Here is a 24,218-nt window from a genome sequence, read left to right on the forward strand (position 1 = left end):
CCGAGCGCAGATGTCCGACGCCACCGACCCCTGGCTGATCGTGGGCCTCGGAAACCCCGGCCCCGAGTACGCGGCGAACCGGCACAACGTCGGGTTCATGGTCGCCGATCTGCTGGCGACGCGGATCGGCGGGAAGTTCAAGCGGGCGCAGAAGGCGCAGGCGCAGGTGGTGGAGGGGCGGGTGGGTCCGCCGGGTCCGCTGAGTCGTCGGGTGGTGCTGGTGAAGCCGATGTCGTACATGAATCTGTCGGGCGGGCCGGTGACGGCGTTGCGGGATTTCTACAAGGTGCCGACGGACCATGTGGTGGCGGTGCACGACGAGTTGGACATCGACTACGGGACGCTGCGGTTGAAGCTGGGGGGCGGTGACAACGGGCACAACGGGCTGAAGTCGATGACGAAGGCGATGGGTCCGGACTATCACCGGGTGCGGTTCGGGATCGGCCGGCCGCCGGGGCGGATGCAGGTCGCGGACTTCGTGCTGAAGGATTTCTCGTCCGGGGAGCGCAAGGAGCTGGGTTACCTGGTGGATCGGGCGGCGGACGCGGTGGAGGCGTTGGTGGCCGAGGGGTTGGAGCGGGCGCAGTCGGCGTACAACTCCTGACATTCCTGCTGCTTCTCGGGTGTTTTCCGGCCACGAGTTGACCGGGGGTCCGGCTCTCCCCAAAGATCTGCCCCCATGAAACGGAGCACGTCCCACCGGCTGTTGGACCATGGCCGTACGTTCGCGGCCGGCTGTGTCGTCCTGTTGTTGCTCGTGGCGGGGGCGTGGGCGTCGTGGGGGACGGCGCATCACGTCGTGCTGTCCAAGGGGCGTGAGCACGGGACGATGTCGGTCACGGGGTGTGGTGACGACATGTGTACGGGGTCGTTCGCGCCGGACGAGCGGTCCGAGCGGCGGGCCGGGGTGACGATCGAGAGGTCCGTCGCGGTGCGCAGGGGTGACCGTTTCCCGGTGGTGGTGAAGCCGGGGACCGGGGAGGTCGTGCGGACGGGTGTGCCGGGGTTCCTGCACGCGTGGGTGCCGCTCGGCGGTGCGCTGGTGCTGTCGGCGCTGGTGCTCGCGGGCGGGATGCGGCTGACGCGGACGGCGTGGGGTGCGGGTGTCGCGGGTGCGGCCCTGCTGGCGGCGACGTTCTTCGCGCTGTGAGGGCCGCACCCGCCGGTGCGCGGCTGGGGGTCAGCCGGTGTTACGGAGTCCTGCGGCGACGCCGTTGACGGTGAGCAGCAGGGCTCGGGCGAGCAGGGGGTCGGGCTCTTCGCCGCGTTCGGCGGCCTGGCGCTGGCGGGCCAGGAGCGATACCTGGAGGTAGGAGATGGGGTCCAGGTAGGCGTCGCGGATGGCGAAGGTCTGCTGGAGGACGGGGCTGGTGCCGAGGAGTTCCTTGCCGCCGGTGACCTTGAGGACTTCCTGCACGGTGAGTTCGTGCTCGGCCTCGATGACGTCGAAGACGTGCTTGAGCTCGTCGGGGACGAGGGTGTCCACGTAGTGGCGGGCGATGCGCAGGTCGGTCTTGGCGAGGGTCATCTCGACGTTGGAGAGGAAGTTCTGGAAGAAGTGCCACTGTCCGTGCATTTCTTCCAGGACGGTGTCGAGTCCGGCTTCGCGCAGTGCCTTGAGGCCTGAGCCGACGCCGAACCAGCCGGGGACGATCTGGCGTGACTGGGTCCAGCCGAACACCCAGGGGATGGCGCGGAGTCCGTCGAGCGAGACGCCTGAGCCGGGGCGGCGGGAGGGCCGCGAGCCCAGGTGCAGGTCGGCGAGTTGGTCGACCGGGGTGGAGGCGAGGAAGTACGCGGGCAGGTCGGGGTCTTCGACGAGCTTGCGGTAGGCGGTGTGGGCGGCGTCGGAGACGGTGTCCATGGCCGCGTCCCAGCGGGCGAGGGCTTCGTCGGACTGGCGGGGCGCGGTGTGCAGGGCGGAGGCCTGGAGGGTGGCCGCGACGGTCAGTTCCAGGTTCTCGCGGGCGAGGGCCGGGATGAGGTACTTGTCGGAGATGACCTCGCCCTGTTCGGTGACCTTGATCTCGCCTTCGAGGGTGCCCCAGGGCTGGGCGAGGATCGCGTCGTGGGAGGGGCCGCCGCCGCGGCCGACGGTGCCGCCGCGGCCGTGGAAGAGGCGCAGGCGTACGCCGTAGCGGTGGGCGACGTCGCGGAGGCGTCGCTGGGCGCGGTGGATCTCCCACTGGGAGGTGGTGATGCCGCCGAACTTGGAGGAGTCGGAGTAGCCGAGCATGACCTCCTGGACGTCGCCGCGGAGTGAGACGAGGCGGCGGTAGGAGGGGTCGGCGAGCATGTCGTCGAGGATGACGTCGGCGGCCTTGAGCTCGTCGGTGGTCTCCAGGAGCGGCACGATGCCGATCTTGGCCCAGCCGGCGTGGAGGTCGATGAGGCCGGCTTCGCGGGCGAGGACGGCGGCGGCGAAGACGTCGTCGGCGCCCTGGCACATGGAGATGATGTAGGACTCGATGACTTCGGGGCCGAAGCGTTCGAAGGCCTGGGTGATGGTGTGGAAGACGCCGAGGGTCTTCTCGCCGGCGGCGTCGAGGGGTGCCGGGGTGGGGGCGAGGGGGCGGCGGGAGCGGAGTTCCTTGGCGAGGAGCTTCTGCCGGTAGTCGCGGGGCATGTCGGCGTAGCGCCAGGATTCCTCGCCGAGCCGGTCGAAGAGCTGGCCGAGGGCGTGGTGGTGGGCGTCGGCGTGTTCGCGTACGTCCATGGTGGCGAGCTGGAGGCCGAACGCGGACAGGGTCCGGATGGTGCGGTCCATGCGGCCGTCGGCGAAGAGTCCGCCGCGGTGCTCGCGCAGGGAGGTCTGGATGAGGGTCAGGTCGGCGATGAGTTCGGAGGTGCCGAGGTAGTCGCAGCCGGGGCGGTGGGGGGTACCGGTGGCGAGGCGTTCGCGGGTGTTGACGAGCTTCTGGCGGATGCAGGTGGCCTTGAGCCGGTAGGGCTCTTCGGCGTTGAGCCGCTTGTAGCGGGGGCTGATCTCCGGGAGGAGTTCCAGGTCGGTCTGGAGGGAGGTGAGGAGCTCGTCGGTGGCTCCGGTGTAGCGGATGGAGTTGGAGAGCAGTCCGCGCAGGTGGTCGATGAGTTCGAGGGCGTCGGTGATGCCGTGTTCGTGCTGGAGGATCAGCACGTCCCAGGTGACCTTGGGGGTCACGTTGGGGTTGCCGTCGCGGTCGCCGCCGATCCAGGTGCCGAAGGTGAGGGGGCGGGTGCCGGCGGGGAGTTCGACGCCGACGCGTTCGAGTTCGGCGGCGAGGTCCTCCAGGACGTCGCCGACGGCGTTCGCGTGGAGTTCGTCGAGGTAGTAGATGGCGTTGCGGGCCTCGTCGGCGGGCTCGGGCCGTACGACGCGGAGCTCGTCGGTCTGCCAGATGAGGTCGATGTTCTCGGCGAGCCGCAGGTCCTGGCGGCGGCGGTCGGCCTCGATGACGGGGGTTTCGAGGAGTGCGGCGATGCGGCGGAGCTTGTTGAGCACGGAGCGGCGGGCCGCTTCGGTGGGGTGGGCGGTGAAGACGGGCCGGACGTTGAGGTTCTTGACCGTCTCGCGCAGGTGCTCGGGGTCGGCGTCCTTGAGCCGGTCGGCGGTGCGGGCGAGCAGTCCGCCTTCCGCGGCTCGGCGGTCGCGCATCTCGTGGGCGCGGTGGACCTGCTCGGTGACGTTGGCGAGGTGGAAGTAGGTGGAGAAGGCGCGTACGAGCTGGGCGGCGGTCTCCAGGTCGGTGTCGCCGAGGAGCTGGGCGGCCGCTTCGCCGTCGGTGCGGGTGAGGGCTCGGACGCGTTCGACGAGGTCGAGGAGTTCGGGGCCCTCCTGGCGTACGAGGGTCTCGCCCAGGAGGTCGCCGAGGCGTCGGATGTCGGCCCGGAGTTCGGTGTTGGCGGCGGGTGTCTGGTCGGCACTGCTCACAGTGTGCGGCTCCTTGCAGTGGTGGGAAGAGGTGCGTCGCGTAAGCGTCTCCCTGGAAGGTGGCGGCGGGAGACAGGTGAGCACTTCTGTCACAGGGTTCCGGGGTCGTCGCGGTACTCACGCCACCCCGGGTGAACGCAGAGTGCGGACCGCGCTGTCCGACCGTCCCAGGATAGGCGTCCGGGGTGTGGACGTGCCCGCAGCCCTGCGGAGAGGTTCGTGCCGGGGTTCGGGGGCAGGCGTCACTTGGGTGGTGGCGGCGGCGGTCGCGTGTCACGGGCCGATTCGCTGCCATACTTACGTTGCCGTAGGTTACGGAAGCGTAGCCCGGTCATACCGTCATATTTCCTCACCTCACGGGGGACTCCCCTATGACCACCAGCCCCGATGTGCTCGACGACGGCATGCCGTCGGCCGGCCCCGCATCCGCACCCCCCTCCGCCACGCTCGGCGGGGACAACAAGCGTTCGATCGAGCAGATCGCGCTGCTGCTGTTCATCGTGGTGCCCTTCGCCGCTCTGGTCGCGGCGGTGCCGCTGGCCTGGGGCTGGGGGATCAGCTGGCTGGACCTGTCCCTGATGGTCGTCATGTACTACATCGGCTGCCACGGAGTGACGATCGGCTTCCACCGCTACTTCACCCACGGCTCCTTCAAGGCGAACCGGCCGCTGCGCATCGCCCTGGCCGTCGCGGGCTCCATGGCCGTCGAGGGTCCGGTGGTCCGCTGGGTGGCCGACCACCGCAAGCACCACCGGTTCTCCGACGCCGAGGGCGACCCGCATTCGCCGTGGCGGTTCGGCGAGAGCCTCCCGGCCTTGCTCAAGGGCATGTGGTGGGCGCACATCGGCTGGATGTTCAACGAGGAGCAGACCCCGCAGCAGAAGTACGCGCCCGACCTGATCAAGGACCCGGCGATCCGGGGGATCTCGCGCCACTTCGTGAGCTTCACGATCCTCTCGCTGGGGATCCCGCCCCTGGTCGGCGGTCTGGTGACGATGTCCTGGTGGGGTGCGTTCACCGCGTTCTTCTGGGGGTCGCTGGTCCGGGTGGCGCTGCTGCACCACGTGACCTGGTCGATCAACTCGATCTGCCACGCGGTCGGCAAGCGGCCGTTCAAGTCCCGTGACCGCTCGGGCAACGTGTGGTGGCTCGCGGTGCTCTCGTGCGGCGAGTCCTGGCACAACCTCCACCACGCGGACCCGACGTGCGCCCGGCACGGGGTGCTGCGGGGGCAGATCGATTCCAGCGCCCGGCTGATCCGCTGGTTCGAGCAGCTGGGCTGGGCGCGCGACGTGCGCTGGCCGGATGCCTCACGTATCGCCTCCCGGCGCAAGCCCGCGGGCGCCCACCCTGCATGATTGAGGATGTGGCGACCGACTCAAGCAGCAGCGGCGAGAAGAGCAGGACTTCCCCTACGCGCCGGGCCCGGAGGGTCCGGATGACCGGTAAGGAGCGCCGCGAGCAGTTGCTGGACATCGGCCGCACGCTGTTCGCGGACAGGGGCTTCGAGGGCACCTCGGTCGAGGAGATCGCGGCCCGGGCCGGTGTGTCCAAGCCGGTGGTGTACGAGCACTTCGGCGGCAAGGAGGGCCTGTACGCCGTCGTGGTGGACCGTGAGATGCGCCAGTTGCTGGACCTGGTGACGGGCGCCCTCACCGCGGGGCACCCGCGGGAGCTGCTGGAGCAGGCGGCGTTCGCGCTGCTGGACTACATCGAGACGTACACGGACGGCTTCCGGATCCTGGTACGCGACTCCCCGGTCGCCCAGTCCACGGGGACGTTCGCGTCGCTGATCAGCGACATCGCCACGCAGGTGGAGGACATCCTGGGCCTGGAGTTCAAGGCCCGCGGCTTCGATCCGAAGCTGGCGCCGCTGTACGCGCAGGCGCTGGTGGGGATGGTGGCGCTGACCGGCCAGTGGTGGCTGGACGTCCGCAAGCCGAAGAAGGCGGAGGTCGCGGCGCACCTGGTGAATCTGGCGTGGCACGGGCTGGAGAACCTGGAGTCGAAGCCGCGGCTGATCGGCCACCGCAGGAGCTGACACCCGGGCGATCACTCGTTGTGATGACCCCGCCGACGGGCCCCACCGTGGCCGTGCGGGACCCGGAATCCCGCCCATGGGAGGGAATCATGACCGCCGAGCCGATCGCCGGGCACAGCAGCCGCTGGCCGGTACCGGCTCAGGACGGATACACCGGTGGACGACCTGTTCACCCTCCCGCACTTCTGTCTGGTGGAAACGGCGGGCAGCGACCGGCATCCGGTCGTCCGGGTCCACGAGCTGGACCCGGTGACCAAGTCGTACGCCCTGACGGGCATCCACCACGACCGGCTCAAGACCTCCGTGCCGTTCCCGGTCGACGTCGACGTCTCGTCGGACGCCCTCGGCTCCCTGTGACGCTCACCCCGCGACCCGGGCCACGGCGAAGACGCGCCGGAAGGGCAGGACCGTGCCGTGCGGGCCCGCCGGGTAGGCGTCGCGCAGCAGGTCGCGGTATTCCAGGACGAAGGCGTCGCGGGCTTCGGGGTCGTCGGCCAGGGCGGTGAGGACGGGGCGCAGGGCGGTGCCCTTCACCCAGTCCAGGACCGGGTCCTCGCCCCGCAGGAGGTGCAGGTAGGTGGTCTCCCAGACGTCGCTCTCGCATCCGTGGCCGGTGAGCCGGGCGAGGTAGTCCTCAGGGGTCTCGACCGCGTCGCCGTGGCGCAGCAGGCCGCCGAGGGTCCCGTGCCAGCGCGGGGAGTCGGCGAGTTCGCGCAGCAGGGTGTGGCTGGGGGCGTCGAAGTTGCCCGGGACCTGGAAGGCGAGGACGCCGCCGGGGACCAGGGCGTCCAGCCAGCGGGGGAAGAGGCCGGTGTGGCCGGGGACCCATTGGAGCAGGGCGTTGGAGACGATCAGGTCGTACGTCTCCTCGGGCTCCCAGGTCGCGACGTCGGCCTCGGCGAAGTCGAGGCGGGGCCCGGCGTGGGTACGGGCCTGCTCCAGCATCCGGGTGGAGTTGTCGTAGCCGGTGACGCGGGCCTCCGGCCGGTCTGCGGCGAGCAGGGCGGTGACGTTCCCGGCGCCGCAGCCGAGGTCGGCGATGCGCGGCGTGGGGCGTGGCAGCGGCCCGACGCGGGCCAGCAGGTCGTGGAAGGGCCGGGTGCGGTGGTCGGCGTGGCGGAGGTACTGCTGGGGGTCCCACAGCGGTGCGGTCATGGGTCCAGGATCACCAGCCACTTGTTTTGATGTCAAGATACTCGAAATCAAGAGACTTCATGTCGAGGGACCCTCTACACTGATCGACATGGAGGACGAGGTCGACCGACTGGTCGCTGCATGGCGCCGCGAGCGCCCCGACCTCGACGTGGAACCACTCGAGGTCCTGAGCCGCGTCTCCCGCCTGGCCCGTCACCTCGACCGGGCCCGCCGGATCGCCTTCGCCGAGCACCAACTGGAGCCCTGGGAGTTCGACGTCCTGACGTCGCTGCGCCGCGCCGGCGCCCCGTACCAGCTCTCCCCCGGTCAACTCCTGACCCAGACGCTGGTCACCTCGGGCACGATGACCAACCGCATCGACCGGCTGACCAAGAAGAACCTGGTCGAGCGGCTGCCCGATCCGAGCGACCGGCGCGGGGTGCTCGTCCGGCTCACCGCCGAGGGCCGGGACAAGGCCGACCAGTCGCTGGCGGGCCTGCTGGACCAGGAGCGGGCCATCCTGGCCGAGCTCTCCGGCCGTCAGCGCAGCGAACTGGCCGGGCTGCTACGCCAGTTGACCGCCCCGTTCGACAACATCCCCTAACGGCTCCTTCGGGGACGCCGGTCCGACCCCCGCCCGGCGGGCCAGGGCCACGGCGGCCAGGGTCGAGTGCACCCCCAGCTTGCCCAGGACGTTCTGCATATGGGTGCGCACGGTGTGCGGGGAGAGGAAGAGCCGCTCCGCGACCGCCTTGCGGCCGAGGCCCGCGACCATGCAGCGCAGCACCTCGCGCTCGCGCGGGGTCAGCGACTCCACGAGCTGCTCGCTCTCGGTGCGGTGTCTGCGCGCGGTGGTCAGTTCCCGCAGGACACCGGTGAGCAACGCGGCCGGCAGGTGGGTCTCGTCGCGCAGCACGCCCCGGATGACCGCCAGCAGGCGCTGCAGGGAGCAGTCCTTGGCGACCCAGCCCGAGGCGCCGGCCTGGAGCGCGAGTGCGGCGCGGGCCGGGTCGTCCCTCTCGGCGAGCACCACCGTGCGGACCGAGGGCCTGCCCGACCGCACCCCGGCCACCAGTGAGATGCCGTCCACCGGGACGTTGCCGCTGTCCGGTACGGCCGTGGCACGGGCGCCGGCCGCGACACCCAGGTCCGCGTCGACGAGCATCACGTCGTAGGGCCGGTTCTCGGCCGCCGCGCGCTCCAGACACCGCAGGGCGGCGGGACCGCTGCCCGCCGCGGCCACGTCGACGTCCGGCTCGGCCGCGAGGGCCGCGGCGAGCGACTCGGCGAAGATGCGGTGGTCGTCGACCACGAGAACCCGGATACGAGCCACAGGCACCCCCATGCTGCGTTTGCTCCTCGGGGCGCCTCTGCCCGGCCGGCCCCGACGGGGCACGACCCCTGCGGATACGACGCCCGGACCGTTCGAGGCCGCCGTCCCGCACGGCCGCCGCCGTGCCGGGCCGGCGCCCCACCGGGCGTCGTATCCGACTGTCTCGTCCCCTGAATCGGCACCGGCCCCCACCGGTGCTGTGCATCAGCCTACGGCGGGTAGGGGGCGGCGGAGAGCAATTCGCAGAACTGACAGTCCAACATGTTTAGGGTGTGCTTCATGTTCCGTCTTGAGACAGAAGTGGACAAGGAACGTCGTCTTCTGCTGGGCCGTCGGCTGCACGACGCCAACTGGGACGGATCATCCGGCCTGCGGGCCCTGCGCTCCACTTCCGCCGAGAACGAAATCCCCCTGGATGTCTGGCTCCTGGACGAGGACGGCGCCCTGGCCGGCGGGCTGTCCGGGCGCACCTGGGCGTACTGGCTCCATGTGGACCTGCTCTGGGTCGACGCCCGCCACCGCGGCGCGGGCCACGGCGCCCGGCTCCTCGCCGAGGCGGAGCGCGTCGCCCGCGAGGACCGGGCCTGTACCCGCTCCCGGCTGGAGACCTGGGACTTCCAGGCCCCCGCCTTCTACCGGAAGCACGGGTACGAGGTGGCCGGTGAGGTCGAGGACTACCCGCCGGGCGTCCACGAGTTCATCCTGGTCAAACGGCTGGTACGGCCGGAGACAGCCGCCGGGCGCCGGCCGAGGGGACTGCGGGGAAGATTCCTGGGGCGGCGTACCCGGCCGAGGTGAACGCCTCCACCACGGCCTTGGTGACCGTGTCGGCCGCCGCGTCCTCCACCAGGACGATCGCGGAGCCGCCGAAGCCGCCCCCGGTCATCCGGGCGCCGAGCGCCCCGGCCTCGCCCGCCGCCGCGACCACCAGGTCAAGCTCGGGGCAGGAGACCCGCAGGTCGTCGCGGAGCGAGCGGTGTCCGTCGTCGAGTACGGGCCCGGCGGCCCGTAGGTCGCCCGCGTCGAGCAGCTCGATGACCCGCTCCACGCGGTGGTTGTCGCTCACCACATGGCGGACGTAGCGCACGACGGACTCGTCGACGTCCGCCGCCTCCAGGGTGCCGAGGGCCTCGTCCAGGTGGTCGTACGGGAGGTCGCGCAGGGTGGGTATGCCGAGTGTCCGGGCGCCCGTCTCGCAGCCGGCCCGCCGCTCCGCGTACGCCCCGTCGCCCAGGGCGTGCTTGACCCGGGTGTCCACGACCAGGAGCTGGAGGCCGTGCGCGGCCAGGTCGAAGGGCACCTGGCGCTGGGTGAGGTCGCGGGTGTCGAGGTAGAGCGCATGGCCCTCGGTGCAGCAGGCCGAGGCCATCTGGTCCATGACCCCGCACGGCACGCCGACGAAGTCGTTCTCGGCGCGCTGGCCGAGGACGGCCAGCTCCGGGGCGGTGAGGCCCAGCTCGAACAGGTCGTTCAGCGCGAGGGCGGTGACGACTTCGAGGGCGGCGGAGGAGGAGAGTCCGGCGCCGACCGGGACGGTCGAGGTCAGCTGGATGTCCGCGCCGGTGACCGGGTGCCCGGCCTCGCGCAGCGCCCACACGACCCCGGCCGGGTAGGCGGCCCAGCCGTGGCCCGAGTGCGGGGTGAGGTCGTCGACGCGGAGCGAGACCACTCCGCCCGGTACGTCGGTGGAGTGCAGCCGCACCTCGCCGTCGGTGCGCCGGGCCACGGCGGCGCGCGCAGCGTGCGGCAGGGCCAGCGGCATGACGAAACCGTCGTTGAAGTCGGTGTACTCACCGATCAGGTTCACTCGTCCGGGTGCTGCCCAGATCCCCTCGGGCGCTCTTCCGTAGAGCTCGGTGAACGAGGCGGTCAGCTCGGCGTTGTCGGTCATGGCGTGGCGGTTTCCTCTCGGCGGGCGAACGTCCAGGCGTCGGCGACGATGGCGGCCAGGTCGGCGCGGGCCGGCTGCCAGCCGAGCCGTTCCCTGGCGGTGGCGGCGGAGGCGACCAGCACGGCGGGGTCGCCGTCGCGGCGCGGGGCGGCGGTCTCCGGGACCGGGTGGCCGGTGACCTGCCGGACGGTCTCGATGACCTCGCGCACGGAGAAGCCGTTGCCGTTGCCGAGGTTGCAGATCAGGTGCTCGCCGGGGGTGGCCGCGTCCAGCGCCAGCAGGTGGGCGTCGGCGAGGTCGGCGACGTGGATGTAGTCGCGGACGCAGGTGCCGTCGGGGGTGGGGTAGTCGTCCCCGTACACGGAGATCGACTCACGGCGGCCGAGCGCCACCTGGAGGACCAGCGGGATGAGGTGGGACTCGGGGTCGTGGCGTTCGCCGCAGTCCCCGTAGGCGCCGGCGACGTTGAAGTAGCGCAGGGAGACGGCGGCCAGGCCGTGGGCGCGGGCCTCTCCGGTGATCATGTGGTCGACGGCGAGCTTGGAGGCGCCGTAGGGGCTGGTGGGCGCGGTGGGGTCGGTCTCGGTGATGGGGCTGGAGACCGGCTCGCCGTAGGTCGCGGCCGTGGACGAGAAGACCAGGGTCCGCACTCCGGCGTCGCGCATGGCGGCGAGCAGGGCGGTGGTCCCGCCGACGTTGTTGACCCAGTACTTCTCCGGGTCGGCCACGGACTCGCCGACCTGGGAGAACGCGGCGAAGTGCAGCACCCCGTCGTAGGAGGCGTCCAGCCACTTCGCGGCGTCCTGGACGCGTCCCTCGATGAACTCCGCCCCGGCGGGCACGCCTTCGCGGAAGCCGGTCGAGAGGTCGTCCAGCACGGTCACGGTGTGACCCGCTTCCAGCAGGTGGGTGGCGACGACGCTGCCGACGTATCCCGCGCCGCCCGTCACCAGGTACTTCTTCCCGGGGTTGGTCACTTGCTCGCTACCTCTCGCAGTCGCTGGGCCGCGGCCTCCGGCGGCACGTCGTTGATGAACACGTTCATGCCGGACTCGGAGCCCGCGAGGAACTTCAGCTTGCCGGAGGTGCGCCGGATGGTGAAAAGCTCCAGGTGGAGCCCGAACTCCTCCCGGCCGGGCGCCCTGAAGGGCGCCTGGTGCCAGGCGGAGATGTACGGCGTCGGCGGCTCTCCGGGGCCGAAGATCCGGTCGAATCGCCTCAAGAGTTCCAGATAGACCTGTGGGAACTCCGTGCGCGCGGCGTCGTCGAGCTCCCGCAGGTCGGGGACGCGACGGCGCGGGTGGAGGTGGACCTCGTAGGGCCAGTGGGCGGCGTACGGCACGAAGGCGACCCAGTGCTCGGTCTCCAGGACGACCCGGTCGCCGTCGGCCAGCTCGCGGGCGACGACGTCGTCGAAGAGGTTGCGGCCGGTCTCGGCGCGGTGAGCCTCCATCGAGCGCAGCATCAGCTCGGTGCGGGGGGTGACGAAGGGGTAGCCGTAGATCTGCCCGTGCGGGTGGCCGAGGGTGACGCCGATCTCGGCGCCCCGGTTCTCGAAGCAGAAGACCTGGGCGATCTGCGGGAGCTCGGCGAGGTCGGCGGTGCGGTCGGTCCAGGCCGCGAGGACGAGGGCGGCCTGCTCCTCGGTGAGCCCGGCGAAGGACACGTCGTGGTCGGAGGTGAAGCAGACGACCTCGCAGCGGCCGGAGTCACCGGCGAGCGAGGGGAAGCGGTTCTCGAAGACGGCGACGTCGTAGTCGTCGTCGGGGATCTCGCTGTGCCTGCCGTCCCGTGAGGGGCACAGCGGGCACTCGTCGGCCGGCGGGTGGTAGGTGCGGCCCTGCCGGTGCGAGGCGATGGCCACGCTGTCGCCGAGCAGCGGGTCGCGGCGGATCTCGGAGGACGTCGAGACGGCGTCCAGCGGCCGCGGGTCGACCGCGTCGCGGACGGTGTCGTCCGCACGGTCGTAATAGATCAGCTCACGACCGTCGGCGAGGGTCGTAACCGTCTTCTTCACCAGGGTCCTCCATGAAACCGCCCGCCGAACATAACCGCACACAATTAATCACAACTCAACATGTGCGTCAATGACGGCCGGCTCCCACCGGGCCCTGTGCGGATCCTGTGACGCCCCCCTGACTCAGGGTCCTTCAAATCGGACATTTCGCTTCGCCCGATCACGATCAAACAAAGAACGCCAGGCGAACTGTTCATTTTCTGAACACAAAGGCGTAGGTTCCGACAGGTTCAGTTCGCGCAACGAAGCGAGTACCCCCCATGCAATATCTGGCCGAAGGGCTCCGGCTCCCCACGAACGGGCTCGATTACACAATCCTGGCGATCTACTTCGTCGTGGTGCTCGGCATCGGCTTCGCCGCCCGAGCCAGTGTGAAGACCAGCCTCGACTTCTTCCTGTCCGGACGGTCGCTGCCCGCATGGGTGACCGGTCTGGCCTTCGTCGCGGCGAACCTCGGTGCCACCGAGATCCTCGGCATGGCGGCGACCGGCGCGCAGTACGGCGTCGCGGTCGTCCACTGGTACTGGATCGGCGCCATCCCCGCCATGGTCTTCCTCGGCCTGGTGATGATGCCGTTCTACTACCGCTCGAAGGTCCGCTCCGTACCCGAGTTCCTGCTCCAGCGCTTCGACAAGTCGGCGCACCTGCTGAGCTCGGCCCTCTTCGCCTTCGCGGCCATCCTGATCGCCGGTGTGAACCTCTACGCGCTGTCGATCGTCGTGGAGGCCCTGCTGGGCTGGCCGAAGTGGGTCGCGATCATCGTGGCCGGCGTCTTCGTGCTGCTGTACATCACCATCGGCGGCCTCTCCTCGGCGATCTACAACGAGGTGCTCCAGTTCTTCGTCATCCTCGCCGCGCTCATACCGCTGACCATCCTCGGTCTCAAGCGCGTCGGCGGCTGGGACGGTCTGACCGGATCGCTGGAGGAGAGCCACGGCTCGAACTTCCTCTCGGCCTGGGGCGGTACGGGCATCGGTGACGCCAACCCGCTCGGCGCCAACTGGCTGACGATCATCCTCGGCCTGGGCTTCGTGCTCTCCTTCGGCTACTGGACGACCAACTTCGCCGAGGTGCAGCGCGCCCTGTCCGCGAAGAACCTCTCGGCCGCCAAGCGCACCCCGCTCATCGCCGCGTTCCCGAAGATCTTCATCGTCTTCCTCGTGATGATCCCGGGCATGGTCGCCGCCGTCGTCGTCCCGAACATCGGGGGGAACTCCTCCGACCTCACGTACAACGACGCCATCCCGCTGCTGATGCGGGAGCTGCTGCCCAACGGTGTGCTCGGTATCGCGGTGACCGGTCTGCTGGCCGCGTTCATGGCCGGTATGGCCGCCAACGTCTCGTCGTTCAACACGGTGTTCACCACGGACATCTGGGCGCGTTACGTGCAGAAGGACAAGCCGGACGCGTACTACCTGAAGTTCGGCCGCGGCGTCACCGCCGCCGGTGTGCTGGCCTCGATCGGCACCGCGTTCATCGCTTCGAGCTTCTCGAACATCATGAGCTACCTCCAGACGCTCTTCTCCTTCTTCAACGTCCCGATGTTCGTGGTCTTCATCATCGGCATGTTCTGGAAGCGCGCCTCGATGAAGTCCGGTGTCTGGGGCCTGGTCGCGGGTACCACCGCGGCGATGGTCAACTACTTCGTCATCTACAAGCAGGGCATCATCGACATCCCGAGCGACCAGGGTGCCAACTTCGTCTCCGCGATCGTCGGATTCGTCGCCGGTGCGGTCGTCATGGTCGCCGTCACGCTCTTCACCGCGCCCAAGCCGGAGGCCGAACTGGCCGGGCTGGTCTACGGCACCGAGTCCCCCGACGCGGAGGAGCTGCCGGAGGAGGGCGACGACGCCTGGTACCGCAAGCCGGCCCTCCTCGGCTGGGGCGCCATCGTCCTCGCCGCCCTGTGCTACCTGCCCTACTCCTTCTGATCGGAGGCACTCACCATGTCCGACCTGCACAAGGAAGTCTCCGAGCTGGAGCGCACGTCCGCGACCGCGGCCCGGCTGTTCGACATCCGGCGGATCATCGGCGGTCTCTTCGTGGTCTACGGAGTGATCGTCACCATCGCCGGCATCAGCCCCTCCGATGCCGACCTGAAGAAGGCCGAAGGCGTCCACATCAATCTGTGGACCGGCCTGGCGATGCTGGCCCTCGGGCTGTTCTTCCTCATCTGGATGAAGCTGCGCCCGGTCCAGGTGCCGGACCAGGCCCCCGGCACGCCGGAGAGCTGACCACGGATCCGCACCGATGGGGCCGGACCGCCACCGCACTCACGCGGGGCGGTCCGGCCCCTTCGGATTCCGGGCCGACGCCGGAACGGGTCGGTCAGACGGCGCCGAACTCGTCGCCCCGCACGCCCACGACGAACGCGGAGAACGCGTCGGCGGAGACGTTCAGGACGGGCCCGCCCACCTGCTTGGAGTCACGCACGGGAACGATCCCGCGCGTGCCCACGAAGTTAGCGGCGACCTCCAGGCAGTTGCCGCCGTTCGAGCTGTACGAGGACTTGAACCAACGGAGGGATTCGGTCGTCACGGGGTGCCCTTTCGCAACTGGCTGATCTTGGCCACGGACGCTGCCTGCGACAGTGCCTCGCCCTGCAGTTGATGGTAGGCCGTGAGCATCGAGACCACGAGCGAGCTTTCCCGCTCGACGTGGCCCTGCGCCTGTGATTCGGCGTACGCGACGACGGACCGGTCGGCGAGCGTGAGCAGGTTGACCGGCAGGTTGAACGCTCGTCGCGTGCCGATAGCGAACGGTGCGACGTGGATGATCCAGTTGGGCAGTGACGCCACCTCCTCCAGCCGCTGGAGCTGGGCATCCATGACCTTCGGGCCGCCGACGGCCTGGTGGAGGCAGCTCTCGTCCATGACGACGAGCACCATGGGCGGCCGTGGCCGCACCAGCGCAGCCTGCCGCTCCATCAGGAACGAGACTCGCTCCTCGGCCTGTTCGGGAGTGATGGACCCTCGCTGCACATCGCCGTCGGCGAGAGTCCGTGCGTACTGCGGCGTCTGCATCAGACCGGGGATGAGCCCGATCTCGAACAACCTGATCTCCACCGCCCGGCCCTCGTAGCCGACGTACTCGGGGAAGCCCTCCAGCAGACTGCCGTGCTTCATCTCCCGCCACTCACGCTCGAACGAGTCGGACGAGGCGACCAGACCTAACGCGGTGTCAGCCTTACGCGCGAAAGGCAGAGTCGGCGGCTTACGGCCAGTTTCGATCGCCGAGATGTGCCTCCCCGTGCAGCCGACCAGCGAGGCGAGATGATCCTGAATCCAGCCACGCTCCTCGCGCAGTCTGCGCAGACGCGCGCCGAAGGCCGCCTGTGGCGAGCTGTCCGGGTTCAGCTCCTTGCGGTTGACCAACGTGCCCTCCCTGTATGCCACGTTGCAGGCACCAACAGCCTAGGCCACGCTGAGCACCCTTGGTAGCGAAATCGCTACGGAGGGGAGCGGACACGTGCCTGTCGAACAGCAGCGACCCGCACCGGCCCCGGGCGCGCACACCACCCGAGCCGGCAAGGCCGCGGAGCCCGGCGCCGACAGTCTCTGGTTCCGCAAGCGCGTGGACACATCTCACTACGCGTCCCCGTCCACGTATCCGCCCTGCGGCTGCGGGGCGGTGATCTGTCCGGATCGCCCCGAGGACGCCACCCGTCGAGAGGACGAGAACATGAGGACCGTCGAGTACACGCACGCACACGGCGGGGACGGCGGGGACACGCTGCCCGGCACCCCGTGGCCCGGCCCGTCCACCCCGCCCGCGCCGGACGGCGGTCCGGGTGTCCCCAACCCTCCGCAGGAGTAGGCGCAGCCCGATGGAGGAGACGAACGAAGAGGTGTACCCCACCCGCCGACAGGTGGGCTTCGCCCTCGTGTCCGCCGGTGTGCTGACCTCGGAATGGTTGAACGCCTACGCCCTGGTGCCCCGCCGTGCGTTCCTGCCCGACGTCATCTGGCCGTACGACATGGAGAGTGGCCAGGCCGTCCACGTCTCACGTACGGACGACGCGGGGCGCTGGCAGCGGTACGCCGACGCCGACGTCCCGATCGTGACCCAGTGGGACGACGGAGGCCACGAGGGACCACTACCGGGCCGGCTGCCCACCTCGTCGGCCTCCATGCCGAGCGTCGTGTTCCGCATGCTCGACGTCCTGACCGTGGACGAGGATTCCAGAGTCCTGGAGATCGGCACCGGGACCGGCTGGAACGCCGCCCTGCTCGCTCACCGCACCGGTGACGGACACGTCGTCAGCGTGGAGGTGGACGCGGCGGTCGCCGATCGGGCGAGGGAGGCCCTGCATCGGTTCGGCGCGCTCGTGGAGGTCGTGCACGGGGACGGACTTTGTGGGGCGCCCGACCACGCACCCTTCGATCGGGTGGTCGCCACCTGCGGGGTCCGGGAGGTCCCCTTCGACTGGGTCGCCCAGACTCGCCCCCTGGGAGTGATCGTGGCTCCGTGGGGGACGGGCTTCACGCAGGACGACGCGCTCGTCCGCCTCCAGGTGCACGCGAGCGGGGAGTTCGCGCAGGGCCGTTTCGTCGGCCCGGTCGCGTTCATGAAGGCGCGCGCCCACCGCACCGCCCCGGTCGATCACGAGGCGTACGCCCCTCACACGGGGTTCCCCGCGGTCGAGGAGTCCGGGGAGGTCGCGGCGGAGATCGCGGCGGGCGGCCGGTTCGGTCCCCTCGTCTTCGCCCTCGGTCTCCGGGTGCCGGACTGCGCGTTCAGCCCGGCACAGGAGCGGGACGGCGCCCAGCCGCTCTGGTTCTACAGCCGCGACGACCGGTCGTGGGCGTGCGTCTTCCTGCGGGAAGGACGGCCGGCGCAGGTCTGGCAGCACGGCCCACGGAGGCTCTGGGACGAGGTGCGCGCCGCTCACGCCTGGTGGTGCGCCCAGGGCCGCCCCGAGTGGGACCGGTTCGGGCTCACGGTCGGTGCCGCCGGAGAGTACGCCTGGCTCGACGATCCCGGGCGGCCCCTGTAGGGCCTCTCGCAGGCCGTGCCCGGCGGAGCCTCCGCTCAGCCGCAAGCCGGACCGCCTCCGCACTCACGCGGGGCGGTCCGGCCCCTTCGCTGCTCCGGCCGCCCGGTCCAGCAGGCCCGTGCGGGCGGCGAGGGCCGCCGCCTCCAGCCGGGAGCCGACGCCCAGCTTCATCAGGACCCGCTGCACATGGGTACGCGCGGTGCTGGAGGCGATCCCCATCCCGGCCGCGATGAGCCGGGTGTCCTCGCCCTCGGCGACCCGTAGCAGCACCTCCACCTCGCGCGGGGTGAGCATCCGCAGCAGCCGCTGGCCCTCGTCGTCGGGCTGGACCGCCGGGTGGAGCAGCTCCGCGAAGGCGCCGCGCAGCAGTTGCGGGGCGACGGCGGCCTCGCCCGCGCGGGCCTTGGCCATGGCGCGTTCGACGCCCTCGATGCGCTCGTCGTGGCGGACGTACCCCGCCGCCCCGGCGGCGAAGGCCGCGGCGATCCCCCGCGGGCTCGGCACCGGGCCGAGCACGACCACGGCCACCTGGGGGCGCTCCCGACCGATCCGCACGATGGGGTCGAACACGCCGGGTTCGGCCGGTACCGCCGTACCGAAGAGACAGACCTCCGGGGCCCGGCTGACCACCAGTTCGGCGGCCCCGGCGGTCGGCGCGGCGGCGGCGAGCACCCGGTGCCCGCGCAGTTTCAGTGCCGAGGCGAGCGCCTCGGCGAGCAGACGGTGGTCGTCGACCACCATGAGCCGCACACCCATGCGAGCCATCCCCCTGTGCTGTTGTGTGCCCTGGGACGCAACCCCCCGGCCCGTCCTTGGACCGGCAAGTTACACGCTTGTTCGACGTGGCGCCCCCGCTACCGGGAACGAGCCCCCAGATTGCCGAATTCTGCTGTGTTCAGGGCCACTTGGCAGGCGGAAAACGATCGGCCCTGCCGGTCGGTCGACCGGCAGGGCCGCTGCTCACCCGTGGGAGGGGTCAGTCGGTGCCGAAGGAGATGGCGAGGTACTGCTTCTCGTCCGGGAAGGCTTCACTGGGCTTGGAGAGGGACCTGGGGGACAGGAACATCCGGCCCTGGGTGTAGACGATGTCCTCGAAGTACGCGGAGAAGCTGCTCTCCGCCTCGCGGACCGCCTTGTCGCTCGGGTTCTTCATCAGGACGGTCTCCTTGAGGGTGGAGCCGTCGATGGAGACGATCTGGCCGCCCTCGTCGTAGGGGGCCGCCTTGTAGGCGATGACGTTGGTGCCGTCCATGCGCAGCGGCACGAGGTGGTAGCGGTCGCCTGCGTCCGCCCGGCCGCCCACCAGCTTGCCGGTGGTCAGGTCGAAGGCGACGATCTCGTTGGTCCTGCCGTACTCGCCACCGCCCTCGTGCTCCTCGGTCGGCACGTAGATCCGGTTGTTGCCGACCGCGAGGGCCGTGCACTCCTCGACCTCGGTGGAGCCGCAGTCGCCGGCGTACTTCTCGGCGTCGGCGGAGATCCTGACGATCAGCTTGCCGGTGGCGGCGTCGATCGAGAAGAAGTCCGAGATGCTGCTGCCGTCACCGGCGGTGTCGCCGACGTCGGCGGCGACGACGAGCGGCTTGGTGGAGACGACGTGCGCGTAGTCGACGCCGGACGGCATCGTGTACGAGGACAGCGGTGCGCCGGTGGTCGGGTCCAGGGGCTGGATGGAGACCTGGGGTTCGTCGTACGAGCCGCAGGCGCGGACCGCGACCAGGGCCTCGCCGCCGCCGTATCCCCGGTCCTGGCAGCCGTCGGCGTCGGCCTTCGGCTTCCACAGCTCGGCGCCGGTGTCCAGGTTGAACGCGGCGCCGCCGCCGGTGCCGCCCGCGGCGACCGTGGTGCCGCTGAGCGTGATCTCGTCGAACCTGACCGGCTTGTCACCGCTGCTGGCCGAGGTGACCGTCTTGCTCCACATCAGCTTGCCGGTGTTCATGTCGATGGCGCCGACCTGGTTGCACGACGGGTACTTGTTCTCCTTGGTGGGCTTGGCCTCCTCGAAGACGATGGCCGTCTTGTAGTCCTTGCTCATGTGCCGGGAGGCGGCGCAGATCTGGCCCTTGAGCGGGATCGACCAGAGCTTGGTGCCCTTGGCGATGTCGTAGCCGCCGATCTCGTACACACCGGGCTTCACGTACGCCTTGTCGGTGGCCCAGGAGCCGACGACCGTCATCCTGTCCGCGACCTTCGGCTGCGGCAGCTGGAAGCCGACCTTGGAGTTGACGTCGGCCGGCGCCTTCTCGGTGCCGCCGGCGAGCCCGTCGCCCTTGCCGTCGCCGTCCTTGCCTCCGCCGCCGGTGGGGCCGGCCGAGGAGACCTCGTTCTTGCCGCCGCCGTCACCGGTCGCCGCGTAGATGATCCCGCCGCCGACGATGACCACCACCGCGGCCGCCGCCGCGACGATGATCTTCATCTGGGTGCTGAACCTCTTGCCGCCGCCCGGCTGCGGTGTCGGGTACTGCGGCTGCATCGGGGCGGTCGGGTAGCCGTAGCCCTGCTGCGGGCCGGGCTGTCCGGGGGGCGGGCCCTGCGGGTGGCCGTAGCCGGGCTGTCCGGGCGGCGGTGTCTGCGGGTAGCCGTACCCCGGCTGTCCGGGAGGCGTCTGCGGGTAGCCGTAACCGGGGCCCGGCGCAGTCGCGCCGGGCGGGGGCGTCTGCGGGGCGCCGTATCCGCCGGGGGGCGGGTCCTGCGGGGCCCCGAATCCGCCCGCGGGCGGCGTGGGCGGGCCCGCCGGGGGCGGCGGCCCGGCGGGGGGCTGGGCGCCGGGGGGCTGCTTGCCGAGCGCGTCGGAGGGCGGCGGCGGTGTGGGCGGCGGGCCGAAGCCTGCGGGGGGCGGGTCCTGGGGGGTGCCGAAGCCGCCCTGGGGCGGCCCGTCGTTCGGCTGGGTCATGGCGTGCGTACCTCTGGGGGATCAGGAGAAAGGGGGGTGGGGGGTGCCGTCGCGGCCCGTCACTTGCCGAAGGCCATCATGGTCGTCTGCTCCTTCTCCTCCTCGTCGTTGGAGGCGCTGACGCGTCCGCTGACGATGTAGGAGCGGCCGCCCGCGTAGAGGACCTTCGACGTGTAGAAGGCGTTCTCGATCCGGTTCGTGGAGTCCGGGTGCTGGAGCACCACGGTCGGCGCGCCACCGGTGGGGGCGAGCGTGGCGATCGCGCCGCCCTTGTCGTACGTGGCCAGCATGTAGACCAGCAGCTTGCCGTCCTGCATGCCGATCGGCTTGAGCACGCGCCCGGTGGGGGCGGCTGCCTTCCACTTGGGCTTGCCGGTGTTCAGGTCGAACGCGATGACCTTGTTGGTGCGGGCTTCCCCGCTGGTGTCGTCCTTGGTCGCCATGTAGAAGGTGTCGGCGTCCGCGGCGACTCCGGAGCAGCCCTCCAGCTGCTGGCCGAAGACCGAGAAGTCGTGGCCGCAGTCGACCGAGAAGCTGTCCCCCTTGTCACTGACCAGCCCGGAACGGTTGGATCCGTTGCCGTTGAGCGCGAGGATGGACCATTCCTTGTCCTTGGTCAGCGAGACGACCAGCGGGTTCACCGAGTAGACCTTGTCGACCTCCCAGCCGCGCTTGGGCACGTATGTCCACTTCGCCTTCCCGGTGGCCGGGTCGAGCTCCTGGATCTGGTGCTGCGGGTTGTCCACGTCGTCGGTACGGCAGTTGAGCGCGGCGATCAGCTTGGACCCGCCGGCGAACGCGAACGGCTGGCAGTTGCCCGAGGGCTTGCCGAACAGTTCCTTGCCGTCGCTGACCCGGTAGGCGTTGGAGTTGCCGGTACGGCCGACCGTCACGGTGTCACCGCTGATCGCCAGGCCGATGTCGGACATCAGGTCCCAGGTGCCGTTCTTCTTGATGGACTTCTTCCAGCCGGCCTTGCCGGTGGTGAGGTCGATCATCTGGAGGTCGGCGCAGTCCGCCTTGTCCGTGGTGCCGTTCATCACGCCGATGACCAACTTGCCGTCGGCGGTGGGGTTGTTCGGGGCGGCGCACATGTCGGCGGGCAGCGGCAGGGTCCACTTCTGCTTGCCGTCGGCGGCCGAATACCCGACGACCGACCGGTACATGCCCTTGACGACGGTGTCCCCGACGATCCACGGGCCGTAGACGTCGGCGCCGTTGCGGGGCAGGTCGATGTCGTTCTTCGTCAGCCAGAGGACCTTCGCCTCGCCGGCCTTGCGCCCGGCGTTGAGGTCGTCGTCCACCTCGCGTCCGTCGCCCTTGCCGTCGCCCTCGTCGACGGTCGGGGAGGCACTCGGCCCGTCGGTGTCGCCACTCGCCTCGGCGACGGGCCGCTCGGGGTCGTCGCCGCCGCTCGTGGCGAGGTAGATGCCACCGCCGACCACCAGCAGCGCGGCGACGGCCGCGCCTATGACGATGCCGGGCTTGCCCTTGAAGAAGCCCCCGCCGGAACCACCCGGCGCGGGAGCCCCGGGGTACTGCTGCTGCGGGTAGCCGTGACCGGGCTGCCCCGGCTGTCCGTACGGGCCGGGGGCGCCCGGCTGTCCGTAGGGGCCGGGGGCGCCCGGCTGTCCGTAGGGGCCGGGCTGCTGGGCGTACGGGCCGGGCTGCTGGCCGTAGGGGCCGGGCTGCTGCGCGTACGGCCCGGGGGCCTGCGGATAGCCGTAGCCCGGCTGACCGGCCGGCGGCTGCGGGTAGCCGTACCCGGGCTGCGCGGGCGGCGGCCCTGCCGGGGGCGACTGCGGGGCAGGCGGCGTCTGTCCGGGCGGCTGCGGCGGGGCGGACGGCGGTGGCGGCGGCTGAGGAGTCCCCTGCGGCGGCTCCTGCGGAGCCCCGAAGCCTCCCTGCGGCGGTTGCTGGCTGGGCGGCTGGGTCATCAGCACGTCCCCCTTCGTGCGGTCCGTTGCCCGGTTCGTTCTCCCCCGCGATTCCGCTGGGCTGGACACCCCTCGGAAAGGAGCGGACCGGGCAACGGGTTCCGCGGCGTTACGACAGTCGAGCGGGGCTTCTTTGTACCACCGAGGCAGGGGGTGCACCGGATCCGTCCGTTCCCTGTTCCCAAGGGAGAACCGGGCCGTGATGCCTCCGTTACGCGTCCGCCGGGGCCGCCCGGCGGCACCCGCGCACCAACTCGCACCGGTGGGAGGGGACTTCGCCGCGCACCCGGCCTCCCTCGCCGGCCGGCCGAGGCCCCCGCGCGAAGGGGCGGCGCGGGGACCGGTCAGGTCACTGGCCGAAGACCATCACCGTCTTGAGCGCCCTCTCCTCCTCGTCGGTGCCCGAGGCGAGGAGCGGCGGGACGAGGACCGAGCGCCCGTCCACGTAGACGACCCTTGCCGAGAGCACGTCGTCCTCGGCGTCGGCCGCCGACGCCGGATGCCGCAGCAGTGTCTGCGGCGAGCCGCTGCCGGGTTCGAGCGCCACGATCCCACCGCCCTGTTCCTTCGAGGCCAGCACGTAAGCGAGTACCTTCCCGCCCTCCATGCGCAGCGGCTTCATCGCCTGCCCGGTCGGCGACTCGGCTTCCCAGGTGCGCTTCCCGGTGTCCAGGTCGTAGGCCTGGATCGTGTTGGTGACGCGGGAGTCGACGTACACGAGCCCGGTCGGCAGGTACAGGGTGCGGGCGTCGGCCACCGCCTCCGCGGCGACGGGTCCGTCGATCCGCGAACGGAGGGTGCCGTCGTCCCGCAGGGCGATGATGCGCTGCTCCTCGGCGTTCGTCACGACGACCACCGGCGGGTCGAAGGAGTAGACGGTCTGCAGGTACCACCCCGGCTCCAGCTGGTAGGCCCACTTCGGCTTGCCGGTCGCCGGATCGAGCTCCTCGATCCGGTTCTTCCCGACCGCGTCCGAGCAGGTGACGCCCGCGATCAGGCGGGCGCCACTGGCGACGTCGCCCACCTCGCACTCCCCGGGCGCCTCGCCGAACAGCTTCTCGCCGTCGCTGATCCGGTAGCCGTCGGCCCCGCCGCCCGCGCGGGCGTACGTCACGGTGCCCCCGTTGACCGCGAGGGACACCTCCGAGCGCATGTCCAGACGCCCGTTGAGGGGGACCGTCTTCTTCCAGCCCTGCTCCCCGGTCTTCAGGTCGATCATCTGCAGGACGGAACAGTCCGGGATCGAGGCGGTGTTGCTCACCAGCGTCGCGATGACGATCTTCCCGTCGTCCGTGGGCAGCGAGGGCGCGGCACAGACGTCGGTCGGCAGCGAGAGCTTCCACTTCTCGGTGCCGTCGGCGAGCGCGTAGCCGGACACGGTGCGGTACGTGGTCCGGGCGACGATGTCACCGGCCGTCCACGGGCCGTTGACCGCCGCTCCCAGGCCGGGCAGATCCACGTCGTTGTACTTCAGCCAGAGCACGCGGGCCTCACCGGGCTTGCGTCCGGCGTTCAGCTCGGCGGCGGACGGCCCGGCGGGCTCGGCCTTGTCCTTTTCCTTGTCCTTGTCCTCGTGCTTCCCGTCCTCGGACGTGGTGTCCGACGGGCCGGCTACGGGCTTCTTCCCGCCTGCCCCGTCGTCGCCCCCGAGGAACAGGACACCGCCGCCGGCCAGCAGCAGGACGGCGAGCACGGCACCGACGACCAGGCCGGTCCGCCGCTTGGAACGGCCGCCACCGGGGGCCGCGGGCGGCGGCGTGGCGCCGTACCCGGGCTGCGCGCCGTACGGGCCGGGCTGTGGCTGCGCGTACGGGCCGGGCTGCGGACCGTACGGCCCCGGCTGCGGCGGACCGTAGGGGCCCGGCTGCGGCGGACCGTAGGGGCCCGGTTGCGTGCCGTACGGTCCCGGGGCCTGGGGCGGGTAGCCGTAGCCCGGCGGCGGAGGCGGCGGCTGCGCGGAGCCGGGCGGGGGCTCGTACGGGGCCCCGAAGCCCCCTTCCTGCGGCGGCGGTTGGCCTCCAGGCGGCTGGGTCATCGGCACGTCCCCCTTCATGCGCGCCCGTGTC

General features: G+C 70.9%; 22 protein-coding genes and 1 pseudogene. 11 read left to right on the forward strand and 12 right to left on the reverse strand.

The genetic code is table 11. The annotated features are described in order from the left end of the window. Nucleotides 1-10 precede the first annotated feature (10 nt). Nucleotides 11-604, forward strand: coding sequence for an aminoacyl-tRNA hydrolase (pth, locus tag SACTE_RS12825; RefSeq protein WP_014046458.1), 594 nt, complete (start codon nucleotides 11-13; stop codon nucleotides 602-604). A 75-nt stretch (nucleotides 605-679) separates the two neighbouring features. Then, a complete protein-coding gene (locus tag SACTE_RS12830; RefSeq protein WP_014046459.1) occupies nucleotides 680-1,150 on the forward strand; it encodes a hypothetical protein in 471 nt (156 codons plus the stop codon). A 30-nt stretch (nucleotides 1,151-1,180) separates the two neighbouring features. Here SACTE_RS12830 and ppc read toward each other — a convergent pair whose 3' ends face one another. Next, nucleotides 1,181-3,910: a phosphoenolpyruvate carboxylase gene (gene ppc / locus SACTE_RS12835; RefSeq protein ID WP_014046460.1), complete on the reverse strand. Its 2,730-nt coding sequence runs from the start codon at nucleotides 3,908-3,910 to the stop codon at nucleotides 1,181-1,183. Between the two features lie 371 nt (nucleotides 3,911-4,281). Here ppc and SACTE_RS12840 point away from each other — a divergent pair, with 371 nt between their 5' ends. The 3 genes from SACTE_RS12840 to SACTE_RS12850 all read left to right on the forward strand — a co-directional run bounded on the left by SACTE_RS12840 (nucleotide 4,282) and on the right by SACTE_RS12850 (nucleotide 6,308). After that, nucleotides 4,282-5,268: a fatty acid desaturase gene (locus tag SACTE_RS12840; RefSeq protein ID WP_014046461.1), complete on the forward strand. Its 987-nt coding sequence runs from the start codon at nucleotides 4,282-4,284 to the stop codon at nucleotides 5,266-5,268. Beyond that, nucleotides 5,265-5,951, forward strand: a complete 687-nt coding sequence (locus SACTE_RS12845; protein WP_026359182.1) for a TetR/AcrR family transcriptional regulator — start codon at nucleotides 5,265-5,267, stop codon at nucleotides 5,949-5,951. Before SACTE_RS12840 ends, SACTE_RS12845 begins: the two co-directional genes overlap by 4 nt. Before the next feature lie 156 nt (nucleotides 5,952-6,107). Then, nucleotides 6,108-6,308, forward strand: coding sequence for a hypothetical protein (locus tag SACTE_RS12850; protein WP_019993505.1), 201 nt, complete (start codon nucleotides 6,108-6,110; stop codon nucleotides 6,306-6,308). Nucleotides 6,309-6,311: 3 nt separating this feature from the next. Here SACTE_RS12850 and SACTE_RS12855 read toward each other — a convergent pair whose 3' ends face one another. Further along, nucleotides 6,312-7,106 (reverse strand): trans-aconitate 2-methyltransferase, encoded by a 795-nt coding sequence (locus tag SACTE_RS12855; RefSeq protein WP_014046463.1) that lies wholly within the window; start codon nucleotides 7,104-7,106, stop codon nucleotides 6,312-6,314. 88 nt (nucleotides 7,107-7,194) lie between these two features. On the opposite strand from SACTE_RS12855, the gene SACTE_RS12860 reads away from it, so the two are divergent. Continuing rightward, complete coding sequence (locus SACTE_RS12860) at nucleotides 7,195-7,689, forward strand: MarR family transcriptional regulator (RefSeq protein ID WP_014046464.1); 495 nt, start codon at nucleotides 7,195-7,197, stop codon at nucleotides 7,687-7,689. Here the strand turns inward: SACTE_RS12860 and SACTE_RS12865 are convergent. After that, nucleotides 7,651-8,430, reverse strand: a complete 780-nt coding sequence (locus tag SACTE_RS12865; RefSeq protein WP_014046465.1) for a response regulator transcription factor — start codon at nucleotides 8,428-8,430, stop codon at nucleotides 7,651-7,653. The two genes, SACTE_RS12860 and SACTE_RS12865, sit on opposite strands and share 39 nt — an antisense overlap. A 267-nt stretch (nucleotides 8,431-8,697) precedes the next feature. On the opposite strand from SACTE_RS12865, the pseudogene SACTE_RS12870 reads away from it, so the two are divergent. After that, a pseudogene (locus tag SACTE_RS12870) lies at nucleotides 8,698-9,135 on the forward strand (GNAT family N-acetyltransferase); the annotation flags it as partial. Here SACTE_RS12870 and galK read toward each other — a convergent pair. From galK to galT, 3 genes are read right to left on the reverse strand one after another with little or no spacing between them, the layout of a single operon-like run. Beyond that, nucleotides 9,125-10,309: a galactokinase gene (galK, locus tag SACTE_RS12875; protein WP_014046467.1), complete on the reverse strand. Its 1,185-nt coding sequence runs from the start codon at nucleotides 10,307-10,309 to the stop codon at nucleotides 9,125-9,127. The pseudogene SACTE_RS12870 and the gene galK sit on opposite strands and share 11 nt — an antisense overlap. Next, nucleotides 10,306-11,286 (reverse strand): UDP-glucose 4-epimerase GalE, encoded by a 981-nt coding sequence (gene galE / locus SACTE_RS12880; RefSeq protein WP_014046468.1) that lies wholly within the window; start codon nucleotides 11,284-11,286, stop codon nucleotides 10,306-10,308. The genes galK and galE overlap by 4 nt, the downstream gene beginning before the upstream one ends. After that, nucleotides 11,283-12,326 carry a galactose-1-phosphate uridylyltransferase gene (gene galT, locus SACTE_RS12885; RefSeq protein ID WP_014046469.1) on the reverse strand — a complete coding sequence of 348 codons (1,044 nt, stop codon included), beginning with the start codon at nucleotides 12,324-12,326 and terminating at the stop codon, nucleotides 11,283-11,285. The genes galE and galT overlap by 4 nt, the downstream gene beginning before the upstream one ends. Nucleotides 12,327-12,586: 260 nt before the next feature. On the opposite strand from galT, the gene SACTE_RS12890 reads away from it, so the two are divergent. Next, nucleotides 12,587-14,257 (forward strand): sodium:solute symporter family protein, encoded by a 1,671-nt coding sequence (locus tag SACTE_RS12890; RefSeq protein WP_014046470.1) that lies wholly within the window; start codon nucleotides 12,587-12,589, stop codon nucleotides 14,255-14,257. Between the two features lie 15 nt (nucleotides 14,258-14,272). Further along, nucleotides 14,273-14,560: a hypothetical protein gene (locus tag SACTE_RS12895; protein ID WP_014046471.1), complete on the forward strand. Its 288-nt coding sequence runs from the start codon at nucleotides 14,273-14,275 to the stop codon at nucleotides 14,558-14,560. Between the two features lie 94 nt (nucleotides 14,561-14,654). On the opposite strand, the gene SACTE_RS12900 is transcribed toward SACTE_RS12895, so the two are convergent. Next, entirely contained in the window at nucleotides 14,655-14,864 is a 210-nt protein-coding gene (locus tag SACTE_RS12900) for a DUF397 domain-containing protein (RefSeq protein WP_014046472.1), read from the reverse strand. After that, on the reverse strand, nucleotides 14,861-15,700 hold the full coding sequence (locus SACTE_RS12905) for a helix-turn-helix transcriptional regulator (RefSeq protein WP_014046473.1): 840 nt from the start codon (nucleotides 15,698-15,700) through the stop codon (nucleotides 14,861-14,863). Before SACTE_RS12905 ends, SACTE_RS12900 begins: the two co-directional genes overlap by 4 nt. A gap of 94 nt (nucleotides 15,701-15,794) precedes the next feature. Between SACTE_RS12905 and SACTE_RS12910 the strand changes: the two genes are divergently transcribed. Both SACTE_RS12910 and SACTE_RS12915 read left to right on the forward strand, forming a co-directional pair. Next, nucleotides 15,795-16,142, forward strand: coding sequence for a hypothetical protein (locus SACTE_RS12910; protein ID WP_014046474.1), 348 nt, complete (start codon nucleotides 15,795-15,797; stop codon nucleotides 16,140-16,142). Nucleotides 16,143-16,152: 10 nt separating this feature from the next. Then, nucleotides 16,153-17,322, forward strand: a complete 1,170-nt coding sequence (locus SACTE_RS12915) for a methyltransferase domain-containing protein (RefSeq protein WP_014046475.1) — start codon at nucleotides 16,153-16,155, stop codon at nucleotides 17,320-17,322. Nucleotides 17,323-17,385: 63 nt separating this feature from the next. Here SACTE_RS12915 and SACTE_RS12920 read toward each other — a convergent pair whose 3' ends face one another. The 4 genes from SACTE_RS12920 to SACTE_RS12935 form a co-directional block, all read right to left on the reverse strand. Beyond that, nucleotides 17,386-18,078 (reverse strand): LuxR C-terminal-related transcriptional regulator, encoded by a 693-nt coding sequence (locus tag SACTE_RS12920; RefSeq protein ID WP_014046476.1) that lies wholly within the window; start codon nucleotides 18,076-18,078, stop codon nucleotides 17,386-17,388. A gap of 220 nt (nucleotides 18,079-18,298) precedes the next feature. Next, a complete protein-coding gene (locus SACTE_RS12925; RefSeq protein ID WP_014046477.1) occupies nucleotides 18,299-20,215 on the reverse strand; it encodes a PQQ-binding-like beta-propeller repeat protein in 1,917 nt (638 codons plus the stop codon). A 59-nt stretch (nucleotides 20,216-20,274) separates the two neighbouring features. Next, complete coding sequence (locus SACTE_RS12930; protein ID WP_014046478.1) at nucleotides 20,275-22,152, reverse strand: PQQ-binding-like beta-propeller repeat protein; 1,878 nt, start codon at nucleotides 22,150-22,152, stop codon at nucleotides 20,275-20,277. A gap of 349 nt (nucleotides 22,153-22,501) precedes the next feature. Further along, entirely contained in the window at nucleotides 22,502-24,187 is a 1,686-nt protein-coding gene (locus tag SACTE_RS12935; RefSeq protein WP_026359181.1) for a PQQ-binding-like beta-propeller repeat protein, read from the reverse strand. Nucleotides 24,188-24,218: the final 31 nt, after the last annotated feature.

The sequence above is a fragment of the Streptomyces sp. SirexAA-E genome (genome assembly GCF_000177195.2).
GTDB classification, from domain to species: domain Bacteria; phylum Actinomycetota; class Actinomycetes; order Streptomycetales; family Streptomycetaceae; genus Streptomyces; species Streptomyces flavovirens.